The following is a 14,284-nucleotide window of genomic DNA, read 5'->3' as shown; positions in this document are numbered from 1 at the left end:
GCGACGGGGAGAAACGCGATGCAATGGCTGGAAGGGTTATGGACAAAGGAAGGGGCCGGGATCGACAAGAACGCTCCGCCGCTGACCGGCCTTGCCCTTTTCCTCGATATCATCAAGCGCGAATGGTGGGAGATGGTGAAGCTCAACCTCCTCTTCATCATCGTCAGCCTGCCGGTGGTGACGATGCCGGCGGCGATGCTGGCCATGGCCCGTGTCTCTATTTCCTTCGCAAATGACGAGAATACCTATCTGCTGCGCGACTTTCTCGAGGCCTTGCAGAAATTCGCCCTGCGCGGCACCGCGCTTGTGGTTTTAAGCGCGCTGCTGGTGAGCGCCGGTGTTTACGCGACTGTCAGCTATGCCGGGGCCGCGCGGCTTCAGCTCGCCTATAGCCTGCCTTTTGCGATCAGCCTGGCGGTCACGCTGTTTCTCATCCTCCTCAGCGCCTATGCCAGCGTTGTTCTAGCCAAGCGGGACCTGCCGCTTTCGGAAACCCTGCGGCAGGCGGCGTTTCTGGCGCTCACCAGGCCATTGCCGATGCTTGCGGCGCTCGGCTTCGTCGCAGCGCTCTGGCTCGCGCATATCCTATTTTATCCGGTGTCGGTGTTCATGCCGGCCACCATCAATTTTTCGCTCGGCATGTTCGCCCTCTGTTTCGCAGCGAGAAACGCCGCCGCAAAAACACGCGCGCGGATGCCCGAACCGGCGGGGAGCGGCGCCTAAAACAGACCGAAATCAAAACGACATCAGTCAGGGAAGGAGAAACGGGCTATGGAGTTTAAGACAACCAGACGTGCATTCGCTCTCGCAACCGCCGGTCTCGGCATTGCCATGGGCATGGGAGGAACGGCGTTCGCTGCGGGCGATGCGCCCGTCACGCTGAAATGGGCGCTGTGGGATCTGGACAAGGGCGCTTATTTCAAGCCCTTGATGGAGGCCTACAAGCAGAAGCATCCGAATGTGACGTTCGAGGTGGTGGATCTCGGCTCGCAGGATTATACGCAGATGATATCCACGCAGCTCACGGGTGGCTCCAAGGATATCGATGTCGTCACCATCAAGGATGTGCCCGGCTACGCCAATCTGGTGCGCGCCGGCAACATCACCGATCTCAGCGGCTTCATCAAGGACCAGAAGATCGAGACGGCCCCCTATGGCGGCCTGATCGAGGAGCTGACCATCGACGGCAAGATTTACGCCCTGCCGTTCCGCTCGGATTTCTGGGTGGTCTATTACAACAAGGATATTTTCGACAAGGCCGGCGTGCCTTACCCCACCAACGACATGAGCTGGGCGCAGTTCGATGAAATCGCCGGCAAGCTGAAGGGCGGCATGGGTGCCAACCGCACCTATGGCGCACTGCTGCACACCTGGCGTTCGACGGTGCAGCTGCCCGGTATTCAGGATGGCAAGCACACGCTGGTGGACGGCAATTATGAATTCCTGAAACCCTGGTATGAGCGTGCGCTTGCCCTGCAGAAGAGCGGCGCGATACCGTCCTACGCCTCGCTGAAAACCTCGAACACCCATTATTCCGCTCTGTTCTTCAACGGAACGATCGGCATGTTGCCCATGGGCACATGGTTTGTCGGCACCCAGATCGCCAAGGTGAAATCCGGCGAGTCGAAAAGCGTCAATTGGGGTATCGTGAAATTCCCCCATCCGGATGGGGTGGCGGCCGGCGCGACGGCCGCGCAGATTGCCGGATTGTCGGTCAATGCCAATTCCGGCCACAAGGAAGCGGCGCTGGACTTCATCCACTTCGTTACCGGACCTGAGGGTGCGGCGATCATCGCCTCCACCGGCACTTTCCCTGCACTCAGAACCGATGATGTGGCCGAGAAGATCGCAGCGCTGCCGGGCTTCCCGCAGGACCAGAACAGCAAGGACGCGCTGCAGGCGGGCAAGGCCTATCTGGAAATGGCGGTCAACCCGAATGCGGCCAAGATCGAAGTCGTTCTGAACCGCGTGCATGATGCGCTGATGACCGACAATATCTCCATCGATGACGGCATCAAGGACATGAATGACGGCGTCAAGGCCATCAAATAATTGCCATAGGGCCGCGGGCGATGAGCCTGCGGCCCTTTCCTTTGATCATAAATTCCGGACATTCGTAACCGTGCCTCACGAGACCGCCACAGCCAATCCGCTCTTTCACAATCCGCTTCTCGGCAGGGACGATCTCGCAAAGGCGGTGATCGATCTCTTCAACCCGCTGCTTGCCTGTTTTTCACCGGGCGGCGCGCGGGTGCGGCTCGGAGCAACGGGGGCGATTTTCGATTTTCCTGCGGCGGAACTGGAAGGTTTTGCCCGGCCATTATGGGGCATCGTTCCGCTTGCCGCCGGCGGTTATGACTTTCCCCATTGGGATCTCTACAGACGTGGACTGGCCAATGGCGCCAACCCCGCCCACCCCGAATATTGGGGCGATACGGCTGATCGGCACCAGCGGCTGGTCGAACTGGCGGCGATAGGATTCGCGCTCGCCATGGTTCCCGAACATATCTGGGAGCCGCTTGCCGAAACGGACAGGCGGGCTGTCGCCGCCTATCTTCTGGCCGCCCGCGAGCGGGAATTCGTCGACAATAATTGGAAGTTCTTCCGCGTTCTGATCGATCTTGGGCTGGAGCGGGTCGGCGTGGAATTCGACCGAACGAAGACCCAAGCCTATCTCGATGAACTCGAGGCTTTCGATATCGGCAACGGCTGGTATCGCGACGGGCCGGTGCGCCGGGTCGACCATTATATTCCCTTCGCAATGCATTTTTACGGCCTGATCTATACGGTGCTGGCGAAAGGTGACGACACGCGAAAGACACGCTTGCTCGAACGCTCCCGCATTTTTGCCCGTGACATACGCCACTGGTTCGGGCCCGACGGAGCATCGCTCGCCTTCGGACGCAGCCAGACCTACCGTTTTGCGGCAGGCGGTTTCTGGGGCGCTCTTGCCTTTTCCGGTCTGGAAGCGCTGCCGTGGCCGGAGATCAAGGGCTATTACATGCGCCATATCCGCTGGTGGTCGAAGCGGCCTATCGCGGACCGCGACGGCGTCCTGTCCGTCGGATACGCCTATCCAAACCTTCTGATGAGCGAGAGCTACAATTCTCCCTGCTCGCCCTATTGGGCGCTTAAATTTTTCCTGCCGCTGGCGCTGCCCGCCGATCACCCGTTCTGGGCCGCGGAAGAAGCCGAACCGCAGGAATTTGCCGAACCGGTTCCCCTAACGGAGCCTGGCATGGTGGCCTTTCATACGCCGGGCAATATCGTGGTCCTGTCCTCCGGGCAGCAGCACGACAGGATGCGCGGCGCGCAGGAAAAATATTCGAAATTCGTCTATTCCACCCGTTATGCCTTCAATGTCGAGGCGGATGACCGGCATTTCGCCGCCACGAGTTTCGATGGCATGCTCGGCCTTTCCGACGACGGCGTGCACTTTCGCACCCGCGAGACAATGGAAGAGGCGTTGATCGCCAAAGACTGCCTCTATTCCCGCTGGCGACCATGGGCGGATGTCGAGATCGAGACCTGGCTCGTGCCGCAAAACCCCTGGCACATAAGGCTGCACCGCATCCGCACCCCGCGCCCCTTGCAAACATCGGAAGGCGGATTTGCCATAGAACGCGCCGATTTCAACCGCGACCGCACCGAGGCAGTAGAAGGTCGCGCCGTCTGCTACGGACAGACTGACACCAGCCTCATCGTCGATCTTTCGGCTGGCATTCAGCGCGAAGGCGTGTGCCATCAGGCAATCGCCAATACCAACCTCATTCACGCCAGAACCCTTGTTCCGCAATTGCGCGGCGCCATCGCCTCCGGCGAAACGCTGCTGGTGACGGCGGCCATGGCACTGCCGGCCGGCAAAGAGGCAGAGACCGCACTGGCTGTCCACCCCGAAAGTCCCGATCTCCCGAGGCTGGAAGAGATGTTCAGGCGGGAGGGGCGGCGCGTTCCCGCCTATGCTCTCGATGAAAACCGCGCAGGCTGACGGAGATGACCGACGACACACCGGGTGTTTCCCAGAGACCGGATCGGTTGAACATCCTGACCTGGGAGCGGAGACGAGAGGATATCGACAGCCCCGACCATCAGGCGCGGCTGCGTGGCCTTGAGCGCTCTGGAAACGCCGTTTTCGGGCAGGGCGTCTACATCGCCGCCAGGGCCGAGGTGCATACGGATAGACTCCTTATGGCTGCGCAGTCGTGGATCGCCGGTTACGCAATCGTGCGCGGCGATATCGAACTCGGCGAAAATGTCTCGATCAACCCCTATGCCTGTCTTTCCGGCAAGGTGACAATCGGCAACGGCGTGCGCATCGCCTCACATGTCAGCATCGTCGGCTTCAACCATGGCTTCGGCGACATTGAAACTCCGATCTATCGCCAACCGCTGACCTCGCTCGGGATAGAGATCGGCGACGACGTCTGGATCGGCGCCAATGCGGTTGTGCTGGATGGCGTGAAGATAGGGCGCGGCGCTGTTATTGCCGCAGGCGCGGTGGTGGCGAAGGACATTCCCGCCATGGCCATTGCAGGTGGCGTTCCCGCCCGGGTTCTGCGATATCGCGGAGAAAAAGCGGCCGCGCCGAAGCTGATGGAGCCCGATGGCCTGCTGCAAGAACTCGGCAAGGAGATTGCCGACGACTGGCTTGCCGCCATCCGCTCCTATGGCGAGGATGGCATCTATCGTTCCGCCGATGCATCCGGACGTGAGGTCGAAAGCGTCAGGCATCTGTGCGATGCCATCGAGATCGCAGCAGCCTTCGGACAGGAAAAGATCGCTTTCGATGCCGGAAAAACCGTGGCCACTCTTCAGGCCCTGCAGGATCAGGAAACGGGGCTGTTTCTTAGCCGTCACCACCGCACCTCGACGCCTCCCGAGAAGGACCCTGCCGTCCTCTATAATATTCTGGCTGTCGGATATGCGCTTGAATGTTTCGGTGCCGCGCCGAAACAGCCAATCGCTTTCGTGGAGCGTCTGCGCACCGACGAACTCACCCTCCTGCTGGAAGAATTGCCATGGCAAAGCCGTGCATGGCATTGCGGCGCCACCATAGACGCCATCGCCACCGCGCTTTATTTCAACAGGCGCTATTTCACATCCGGCGACAACCTCACCGTTCTCTTCGGCTGGCTGGCGATGAATGTGGATAAAACCACCGGGCTTTGGGGTGAGCCGACTGCCGCACAGGGCCTGCTGCAACCGGTCAACGGCTTTTACCGGCTTACCCGCGGCTCTTACGCACAGTTCGGCCTGCCCCTTCCCCATCCGGAAGCAGCAATTGACTCCGTTATCGCCAACTATCGTGCCTATGGCGGTTTCCATGGCGAAGATTTTAATGCCTGCAACCTGCTCGATACGATCCATCCGCTTCTTCTGTGCCTGAAACAGACGCATCACCGGCAGGACGAGGCGAAGGAAATCGCCCGTGAAATTCTGCGCCGAAATGAAGGACGCTGGCAAAGGAACAGGGGATTTGCCTTCGCCGAGGGACATTCGGCCGGGCTGCAGGGCACGGAAATGTGGATGTCGGTTCTCTGGCTTTCAGCGAAGCTTCTCGGTGCGGAACATCTCCTGCCGTTCCGACCTCGCGGCATCCATCGCTTCGAGCCTGCGGAAATCGTCCGTGGCCTGATTGCCCGCTATAAATCTCCGGTATAGGTTTCCGACACTCTTTTGAAAGCTTTCAAACCGGACCGGTCGAGTAAAAGATGCAACTCAAAGACTGCTATAATTTCCACGATTTTCGCCGCATGGCCAAACAGCGTCTGCCCGGACCGATCTTCAATTATATAGACGGCGCCGCCGATGACGAGGTGACGTATCGGCGAAACACAGCCGCCTTCGAAAAATGCGATCTCGTTCCCGATGTGCTGCGTGGCGTGGCCGATGTGGATATGTCGGTCACCGTCATGGGGCAGAAGCTGTCCATGCCGGTCTATTGTTCGCCGACGGCGCTGCAACGCCTCTTCCACCATCAGGGGGAACGGGCGGTTGCGGCAGCGGCGGGGAAATACGGTACGATGTTCGGCGTCTCCTCGCTTGGCACCACGAGCCTTGAAGAAGCGCGTCGGATCAGCGGCGGCCCGCAGGTCTATCAGTTCTATTTCCATAAGGACCGCGGCCTCAACCGCGATATGATGGCGCGCGCCAAGAGCGCCGGCGTTGAGACGATGATGCTGACGGTGGACAGTATTACCGGCGGTAATCGCGAACGCGACAAGCGCACCGGCTTTGCCATTCCGTTCAAGCTCAATCTTTCCGGCATCGCGCAATTTGCCATCAAGCCGGCCTGGGGCATCAATTACCTGACGCATGAGCGCTTCAGCCTGCCGCAGCTCGACGACCACATAAAAATGGACGGCGGCGCTCTTTCCATCAGCCGCTATTTCACCGACATGCTCGACCCTTCGATGAACTGGGACGATGTGGCGCAGATGGTGCGCGAATGGGGCGGGCCGTTCTGCCTAAAAGGCATCATGTCGGTGGATGACGCCAGACGCGCCGTGGAGATCGGCTGCAGCGGCATCGTGCTTTCCAATCATGGCGGGCGCCAGCTCGATGGCTCCCGCAGCGCCTTCGACCAGCTGGCCGAGATCGTCGATGCGGTCGGCGACCGGATCGATGTGATGATGGATGGCGGCGTGCAGCGCGGCACCCATGTTCTGAAAGCACTGTCCCTCGGTGCAAAAGCCGTGGGGCTCGGCCGCTATTACCTTTTCCCCCTGGCTGCTGCCGGGCAACCGGGCGTCGAACGGGCGCTCGAGCTGATGCGCATCGAAATCGAGCGCGGCATGAAGCTGATGGGCTGCACCTCCGTCGATCAGCTCACACGCCGGAACCTTCGGTTCCGTTGAACAGGCGGGACGACTGCGGAAGAACTTGGGTGAAGCGCGGTCACAACCGACTACTGAAACCGCATGCCGTTTCAGCCGCGTTTCGTCGCTGTTCCTGAAGCGCCATGCCGATATTCCAGACGAGCGCCAGGCAAACAAGCCCGCAAAAACAGGCTGAAATCAGCGAGCGATGGCGTTTGGCTCCGGAGAGAAACATCCAGCCGATAATTGCATAGGCCGCAAGCGCCGGCACGGCGGCAATCAGAACGGATATGGGGCCATCGCAATCGACGGCCTCGACGCCGATGGCGCGATATTCGTTCGGGGTTGCCACCAGACCGAGGACGGCCACGGGAAACATGGCCGCTAAAACCGCGTAACGGAAAAATCGGGGCGTGTCGGGCATGCCTGCTCCATAGCCGGATAATCAAATGCTGCAAACGGCGCAGGTAAAGTCGCGCCGCGCGATCTCAGCGAATATCCATCTTGCCGATAATATCGGTTTAGCCGCCATTGTCGGCGACCGGAAGAGCAGATTGCCCGCTTTTGCTGAGAAAGCCAGCCTTTTACGTCGGGGGCGATCTTGGCAAGTCAGGCTGAATATGATTATGGTTGCACGATGCAACCATAATGGATTGAACGTGCCCCAACAACCCTTCCCCATAAACGATATCCGTTCCACCTCCCGCCGGCTCGTCCGCGAACTCGGCTTCATGGGGGGAGACTTTGCCGGCACCGATCTGCCGCCCTCCGCCGTGCATGCCCTGATCGAGATCGAGGCATGCCCCGACATCACGGCGCGGGATCTGGGAAAACTTCTGCGGCTTGAAAAATCGAGTGTCAGCCGCATGCTGCGCAAGCTCGTCCTGTCGGGCGATGTTCGCGAAGAAACGGATGAAGGGGACAGCCGCATCAAGCGGCTGCGTCTTACGGGTCAGGGACAAGAACAGGTGGGCGCCATTCATGGCTTCGCGAACCGGCAGGTCTCCGGCGCCCTGACGCAGCTTACGTCGGCGGATGCCCGCACGATCCTCCAGGGGCTCCGTCTTTACGCCGATGCGCTGGAAGACAGGACCGATGCCGTTGCTCCCTCCATAGAGATCCTGGAGGGATACAGGCCGGGCATCATTGCCCGGATCACGCAGATGCATGCGCTCTATTACGCCCGGACATCCGGCTTCGGCCAACGCTTCGAATCCGTTGTCGCCGAAGGCCTCGCCGCTTTTTGCAATCGGCTCGAAAGCCCGAAGAATGCGATCTGGGTCGCAATGCGCGGACAGGAGATCATCGGCTCCGTCGCTATCGATGGCGAAGATCTCGGAGCGGATATTGCGCATCTGCGCTGGTTCATCGTTGATGACGGCGTGCGCGGTGGCGGTGTCGGACGCAGGCTGCTGGAAACCGCACTGGCCTTCGTCGATGAAAAAGGCTTTGCCGAAACCCATCTCTGGACATTCAACGGCCTCTTGGCCGCACGGCATCTTTACGAAGCCCATGGTTTCGCATGCGTCGAGGAACATCCGGGCAGCCAGTGGGGAAGCGAGGTTCTGGAACAGCGCTTTGTCCGGCCAAGGCCCGAATGATCTTTCAACCACATATAAACGGCCGCAATCGGAATCTTCCTGCGGCCGTTTCGAAATCAGATATCGGCACCCGTTAAAAGGCCAGTTGAACCTTCATCGACCTGCTTCGGTCGCCGGCGGCTTCGAATGCTGCAACCGCCTCTTCTAACGGAAAGGTTCCAGTCAGCAGGGGTTTCAGGTCGACACGGCGCTGGTTGATGAAATCGACGGCAAGTCCGAATTCCTCATGGAACCGGAAGGTGCCTTTCATCTCGATTTCCTTGGCGACCACCATATTCTGCGGAATAGACACATCGCCGCCAAGACCGAGCTGAACCACGGTGGAACGCGGTTTCAGCGCTTCGAGACCTGAACGGACGGCTCTCTCATTGCCGGACGCCTCGAATTGCACATCGAAATAACCCTTGTTTGCCGAATAGGCGGAGAGCGCATCCGGGTCATCGGCGACATTGATGACACGGTCGGCGCCGATGGCGAGCGCCTTTTGCAGAACCGCATCCATGACGTCGGTTGCGACGATTTCCCGAGCGCCATGGGCGCGGGCGGCGATGATGGCGAGTGCACCGATCGGCCCACAGCCGGTGACCAGAACGCGTTTGTCGGTCAATGCGCCAGCGCGGTTGACGCCATGCAGCGTTACCGCGAAGGGTTCGGCCATGGCCGCTTCATGAATGGAGATACTATCCCGCACCTTGTGGCACTGATACGCCTCGGCGACGAGACGCTGACGAAACGCGCCCTGAATATGCGGCATGGGCATGGCGGAGCCATAAAAGCGCATGTTCAAGCACTGGTTCTGCTGGCCCTTCAGGCAGAATTCGCAATGGTTGCAGGGCCGGCTCGGCGATACGGCAACGCGGTCGCCAACGGCGAGACCGGAAACGCCCTCTCCCAAAGCCTTGATGGTGCCGGCCACCTCATGGCCGAGGATCATCGGCTCCCGCACCCGCACGGTGCCGAAGCCGCCATGATTGTAATAATGCAGGTCGGAGCCGCAGATGCCACCCGCTTCGATGGCGACATCAACCTGTCCCGGACCGGGCTGCTCGGTCTCCCGTTCCTCGATCCGCAGATCCTTCGCCGCGTGGATGACAACCGCTTTCATAGTCTCTCCTCCCATAAGGCTCACACGGCGGCAGTCGCCGCCGTTGCCCATTGTCCGGACTTGTCTCAGATATCGACCACGAGGCCCTTGGCTTTCAGAACCGGCTCGAGCTTGCTGACCTCGATCACCGACTTGCCCTGCTTGTAAGCTTCGATGTAACCGGCCTCGGCGTCCTCGCGGGCCTGCGAAAGCTTGGCCGCTTCCTGCGCTTCCTCGCGCCTGACGACGACGAGACCGTCGGCGTCGCCGACGATGATATCGCCCGGATTGATGATCTCGCCGCCGACGATCACCTGATCGTTGACCGCGGCAATGGTCTCCTTGACCGTGCCCTTGATGCAGACGCTGAGCGAGAAGACCGGGAAGCCGAGGTCCCGCAGCTGCAGCGTATCGCGCACGCCGGTATCCGTTACCAGGCCGCCGATGCCTTTTGCAAGGCAGGCATTGGCGAGCACGTCGCCGAAGGAACCGGCTTCTTCATATTCGCCGGCGGAAACGACGATGATATCGCCCGGCTTGGCATAGTTGATGGCCAGCTGCAGCATGATGTTGTCGCGCGGCGCGCATTTGACCGTGAAGGCCGGGCCGCAAAGCTTCATGCGATAATCGACCGGCTTCAGCCGCGAGGATAATGCGCCGCGGCGTCCCTGCGCCTCATGGATCGTGGCGGGAGAGAATTTGGCAAGGGCGTCGACATCCGCCTTGGCCGGACGCTGCGCGATATCTTTAATGTGGATCATGAAAACCTCCCACGTTGAAGCTGTCGGCGAGAACGTCTCGCCGACTGATAATGTTGAAGAGTTGGAAATTGCCGAGGCTGAGCCGAAGCTCAGGGGATCGGGTCGAACTTCAGTTCGGACAGAGGCACGACCTTGTCGGTGCGTGTCATCTTGTATTCGGTGTTCGGGCCAAGCCACTTGTCCCAGATGCGGTTGATTTCGCCATCCGCATCGAGCTTGCGCAGGATTTCGTTGATCTTCGCGGTCAGCGCCGGGTTGTCCTTGGCCATGCCGATGCCGATGGGCTGGAAGAGCATCGGCTCTTCGATCATGCGCATCTGCTTGCCCTTGGTCTTGGATTCATTGACGAACTTGGTCATCGTCATGGTGTTGCCGACGATGCCGCGCGCCTTGCCCTGCTGCACGGCGAGATAGGCGGATGCCGTATCCTGGAACGTCAGCGGCTCGGACTTGTTGAGCTTGACGGAGAGTTCCGATGTCGAGCCCTTGCTGGACGCGATGCGCTGGCCGACGAAATCGGACTTCTTGGTGCCGGGGTCATCGACCGGAACGATCAGCATTTCCTTAGCCAGATAATATGGGTCGCTGAACTGGATCTGTTCGGCGCGGCTCTGGGTGTAAGCGAGGTTGGCGACCGAGAGGTCGACGCGGCCGAGCTTGACTTCGGGAACGCGCGCTTCGACCGACACCGGCTTGATCTCTGCCTTGACGCCGAGTTCCTTGGCGATGGCGCCGCACAGATCGACATCGAAGCCGGCCATTTCGCGCGTCTTCGGATCCGGCGAGGCGAAAGGCGGCACATCGGCGAATGTCGCGCAACGCAGCGTCTTGTTCGCAATGATCGTATCGAGCTGGTCGGCCTTGGCCGGAATGACCGCAGCCGAGGTTGCCAATATGGCGGTAAGAGTAATGCACTTCCAGTTCATTTCAGTTCTCCCGTTATTATAGAGGTTGGGTCTAGTGTCTCAAATCGGCAAGAAACCGCTGGGCACGCGGATGTTGCGGATTTTTGAAAAACTCGTCCGGTTTTGCGGTTTCGAGAATGCGCCCGGCATCGATGAACCAGATGCGGTCAGCCACTTCACGGGCAAAGCCCATTTCATGGGTGACGCAGAGCATGGTCATGCCTTCGGCAGCGAGGCTCTTCATGACGGCGAGCACTTCGCCGACCATTTCGGGGTCGAGAGCGGAAGTCGGCTCGTCGAACAGCATGACCGGCGGTTCCATGGCGAGCGCCCGCGCGATGGCGACGCGCTGCTGCTGACCGCCGGAAAGCTGGGCAGGATAAGAATTGGCCTTGTCGGCAAGGCCGACGCGGTCGAGAAGTTTCAGCGCCTTGTCATGGGCGACGGCCGGAGAAACGCCCTTCACCCGGATCGGCGACATGGAGACATTTTCCACCACCGAAAGATGCGGGAAGAGGTTGAAGCTCTGGAAGACGAAGCCCACACGGCTGCGCAGCGCGTTCAGCTCCTTTGCGCGCATCTGGGCGTGGATGTTCCTGCCATCCAGCATGATCGACCCGCTGCTGATTTCTTCCAGACGGTTGATCGTGCGGATGAGGGTGGACTTGCCGGAGCCCGACGGCCCGCAGATGACCACGACCTCGCCACGGATGACGTTTTCGTTGACATCCTTGAGCACCTGATAATCGCCATAGCTTTTGCAGACCTGCGAAAGCGTGATGGTGTAGTCCTGAGTGGCGGAAACTGGCGCGGTCATAGCTGCTCCGTAGCGATATTGGCGGGGGCCGGTGCCGTGTCTGCGGCAAGCTTGCCGCGCGGGCCGGCCCGGCGGCGGGCGATACGCCGCTCGAGAAGATTGGCGACATGGGTGAGCGACCAGCAGATGATGTAATAAACCAGCGCCAGAATGAGGAAGACCTGGAAAGGCTGGGTCAGAAGCTGGTTGTTCACCTGGTTTGCCGCAAAGGTCAGGTCCGGCACATTGATGACGTAGCCGAGGGTCGTATCCTTGATGGTGGATACGAAAGTCGAGATCAGGCTCGGGATCATGTTGTAGAGCGCCTGCGGCAGGATGACATAACGCATCGCACCGAAATAACCGTGGCCGAGCGCGCGCGCCGCATCCATCTGCCCCGTGCCCAGCGAAACGATACCGGCGCGGACGACTTCACTCATGAAAGCGCCCTGATAGATGACGAGCGTGGTCAGCATCGTCACGAAGCTCGGCACATCGGCCCCGGTCCAGAGCGGAACGAGAAAATAGCTCCAGAGAATGAGCATCAGCAGCGGCACGCCACGGGTGAAATACACCACGGCGGTCACCGGCCAGCGCAGGGCCCGCCATTTCGACAGCCGCGCCAGCGCCATCAGGATGCTGACGGGAAAGGCAAGCGCGATGCTAAGCGCCGACAGGATGAGCGTGTTGGCAAGGCCGCCGAGCGGGCCGTTGGGATATTGGCCGATCAGGAGCAGCAGCCAGTAATCCTGAATGATTGCGATCATGTCGTGGATCATGCCCGCGCCCTCCGCAGAGGATCGGCACGCATGGAGATATAGGCTCCGAGACCCATGATCAGCAGCGAGAAGAACAGATAAAGCACGGTGGCGACCAGATAGACCTCAAACGTCCGGAAACTCAGATTTTCGACTTCCTTGACCGCATGGGTCAGTTCCGGTGCGCCGATCAGAACGCCGAGACTGCTGTTCTTGAAAAGCGAGGTGCTGTGGTTGATGAGCGGCGGCAGCGCGTTGCGAACGCCCTGCGGCATGATGACGAACCGCATGGCCGAGACATAGCTATGCCCGAGTGCACGCGCCGCCTCCATCTGGCCGGGATTGATCGAGCGAACGCCCGAACGCAGATCCTCGCTGAAATAGGCGGCCTGACAGAGACCGAGGCCGATAATGGCGAAGATCGCTTCCGCATTGTGGCTGGAAAGCCAGCTGGCCAGCCCGCTCGGCAGCAGCGTGAACACGCCGAAATACCAGAGCATCAGCTGCACCAGCGTCGGCACGTTGCGGTGATAGGACACATAGGCCGCCACTAGCGGATCGCCGAAGCGGAAGGGCGAGAGGCGGATGGCGAGAAGCACGATGGCAAGCGACATGGCGAGCAGCCACGAGCCGGCATAGATGATGAACGTCATCTGGATGCCATGCAGAAGCATCGAGACATAGTCCGCATTGTTCAAGATTGCGCCGAGGTCAAAACCGCTCACGCGACTTTTCCTCCGGCTCCGCCCGCCGCGACCTTTTCAGCCGGCCGATTTTCAACCGTTTGGGGCTTGGCCGTCTGCAGCCCGCCCATGACCTGAAGCGTCGGGGTAATTTCCATGTGGCCGATATTCATGGCCACGGGTGCGGCGATGGCAAACGCAATCGCATCGGCGATATCGGAAGCCTGCGGCAATTCGAAACCATCGATGAAACGTTCGCGAATGCTCGGATCATCGCCGTGCACATGGTTGAAAATGTCGGTCGCAACACGGCCGGGGCAGATTTCTGTCACCCGCACGCGTTTACCGAAAGCATCGATGCGCAGCTGGTTGGACAGCATCGCCACGCCGGCCTTGCTGGCATGATAGGTGGAATTGCCACCAAAATTATAATTGCCGGCAATGGAGGAAATGTTGATGACATGGCCGCGATCGCGCGCCACCATGCCCGGCACGACCATGCGGCAGAGATGCAGCACGGCGCGCAGGTTCACGTCGATCAGGAGATCGATATCGCTCTCATCCGCTTCCAGAAACTTCTTCGGGCGGTCGACGCCGGCATTGTTCACGAGGACATCGAACGCAACTTCACTGGTGAGCTTTGCAAGCGCCGGCCGGTCCGTCACATCGATGGCATGGGCAAAACAGCCCGTGCGCTTCGCCAGCTTGTTAAGAGCGTCCACGCTTCTGGCAACCGCATGCACTTCCAGCCCTTCGCGGCAAAGGCGCTCAACGACGGCGGCGCCAATTCCGGAAGATGCGCCGGTTACGAGTGCGGTCTTGTAGTCTGAGAATGGCATGTTTGTCCCCTATCGTTGAGCAAACATTAGTGAAGCTTT

The 14,284-nt window shown here is 60.0% G+C and carries 14 protein-coding genes; 6 read left to right on the top strand and 8 right to left on the bottom strand.

The window, feature by feature from the left end; translation table 11 throughout:
* The first annotated feature begins 18 nt into the window (after positions 1-18).
* The 5 genes from ACQZ5N_RS06000 to ACQZ5N_RS05980 all read left to right on the top strand — a co-directional run bounded on the left by ACQZ5N_RS06000 (position 19) and on the right by ACQZ5N_RS05980 (position 6,857).
* Positions 19-723, top strand: coding sequence for a DUF624 domain-containing protein (locus ACQZ5N_RS06000; protein ID WP_448732405.1), 705 nt, complete (start codon positions 19-21; stop codon positions 721-723).
* Positions 724-771: 48 nt separating this feature from the next.
* On the top strand, positions 772-2,052 hold the full coding sequence (locus tag ACQZ5N_RS05995; RefSeq protein ID WP_003519651.1) for an ABC transporter substrate-binding protein: 1,281 nt from the start codon (positions 772-774) through the stop codon (positions 2,050-2,052).
* 70 nt (positions 2,053-2,122) lie between these two features.
* The gene (locus tag ACQZ5N_RS05990; protein WP_448732404.1) at positions 2,123-3,988 is read left to right on the top strand and encodes a DUF2264 domain-containing protein; all 1,866 of its coding nucleotides are present in this window, start codon (positions 2,123-2,125) and stop codon (positions 3,986-3,988) included.
* A gap of 5 nt (positions 3,989-3,993) precedes the next feature.
* Positions 3,994-5,661, top strand: coding sequence for an acyltransferase (locus ACQZ5N_RS05985; protein WP_448732403.1), 1,668 nt, complete (start codon positions 3,994-3,996; stop codon positions 5,659-5,661).
* A gap of 50 nt (positions 5,662-5,711) precedes the next feature.
* Complete coding sequence (locus ACQZ5N_RS05980; protein ID WP_003519654.1) at positions 5,712-6,857, top strand: alpha-hydroxy acid oxidase; 1,146 nt, start codon at positions 5,712-5,714, stop codon at positions 6,855-6,857.
* 40 nt (positions 6,858-6,897) lie between these two features.
* Here the strand turns inward: ACQZ5N_RS05980 and ACQZ5N_RS05975 are convergent, their stop codons facing one another.
* Positions 6,898-7,242, bottom strand: a complete 345-nt coding sequence (locus ACQZ5N_RS05975) for a hypothetical protein (RefSeq protein WP_269828875.1) — start codon at positions 7,240-7,242, stop codon at positions 6,898-6,900.
* Positions 7,243-7,477: 235 nt separating this feature from the next.
* Here ACQZ5N_RS05975 and ACQZ5N_RS05970 point away from each other — a divergent pair, with 235 nt between their 5' ends.
* Positions 7,478-8,419 (top strand): GNAT family N-acetyltransferase, encoded by a 942-nt coding sequence (locus tag ACQZ5N_RS05970; protein ID WP_448732402.1) that lies wholly within the window; start codon positions 7,478-7,480, stop codon positions 8,417-8,419.
* A gap of 73 nt (positions 8,420-8,492) precedes the next feature.
* Here the strand turns inward: ACQZ5N_RS05970 and ACQZ5N_RS05965 are convergent, their stop codons facing one another.
* The 7 genes from ACQZ5N_RS05965 to ACQZ5N_RS05935 form a co-directional block, all read right to left on the bottom strand.
* A complete protein-coding gene (locus ACQZ5N_RS05965) occupies positions 8,493-9,524 on the bottom strand; it encodes an L-idonate 5-dehydrogenase (RefSeq protein WP_448732401.1) in 1,032 nt (343 codons plus the stop codon).
* Positions 9,525-9,589: 65 nt separating this feature from the next.
* Positions 9,590-10,264, bottom strand: coding sequence for a 4-carboxy-4-hydroxy-2-oxoadipate aldolase/oxaloacetate decarboxylase (locus ACQZ5N_RS05960; RefSeq protein ID WP_003519667.1), 675 nt, complete (start codon positions 10,262-10,264; stop codon positions 9,590-9,592).
* A gap of 89 nt (positions 10,265-10,353) precedes the next feature.
* Positions 10,354-11,190 (bottom strand): ABC transporter substrate-binding protein, encoded by an 837-nt coding sequence (locus ACQZ5N_RS05955; protein WP_026363393.1) that lies wholly within the window; start codon positions 11,188-11,190, stop codon positions 10,354-10,356.
* 31 nt (positions 11,191-11,221) lie between these two features.
* Positions 11,222-11,986: an amino acid ABC transporter ATP-binding protein gene (locus tag ACQZ5N_RS05950; protein ID WP_448732400.1), complete on the bottom strand. Its 765-nt coding sequence runs from the start codon at positions 11,984-11,986 to the stop codon at positions 11,222-11,224.
* Positions 11,983-12,744 carry an amino acid ABC transporter permease gene (locus ACQZ5N_RS05945; RefSeq protein WP_035225052.1) on the bottom strand — a complete coding sequence of 254 codons (762 nt, stop codon included), beginning with the start codon at positions 12,742-12,744 and terminating at the stop codon, positions 11,983-11,985. The genes ACQZ5N_RS05950 and ACQZ5N_RS05945 overlap by 4 nt, the downstream gene beginning before the upstream one ends.
* Positions 12,741-13,448, bottom strand: a complete 708-nt coding sequence (locus ACQZ5N_RS05940) for an amino acid ABC transporter permease (RefSeq protein WP_003519671.1) — start codon at positions 13,446-13,448, stop codon at positions 12,741-12,743. The genes ACQZ5N_RS05945 and ACQZ5N_RS05940 overlap by 4 nt, the downstream gene beginning before the upstream one ends.
* Positions 13,445-14,245, bottom strand: coding sequence for an SDR family oxidoreductase (locus tag ACQZ5N_RS05935; RefSeq protein ID WP_448732399.1), 801 nt, complete (start codon positions 14,243-14,245; stop codon positions 13,445-13,447). Before ACQZ5N_RS05935 ends, ACQZ5N_RS05940 begins: the two co-directional genes overlap by 4 nt.
* Positions 14,246-14,284: the final 39 nt, after the last annotated feature.

Source organism: Agrobacterium sp. 22-221-1 (assembly GCF_053522445.1).
The sequence above is the reverse complement of the archived record's forward strand: the minus strand, read 5'-3'. Positions and strand labels throughout refer to the sequence as shown.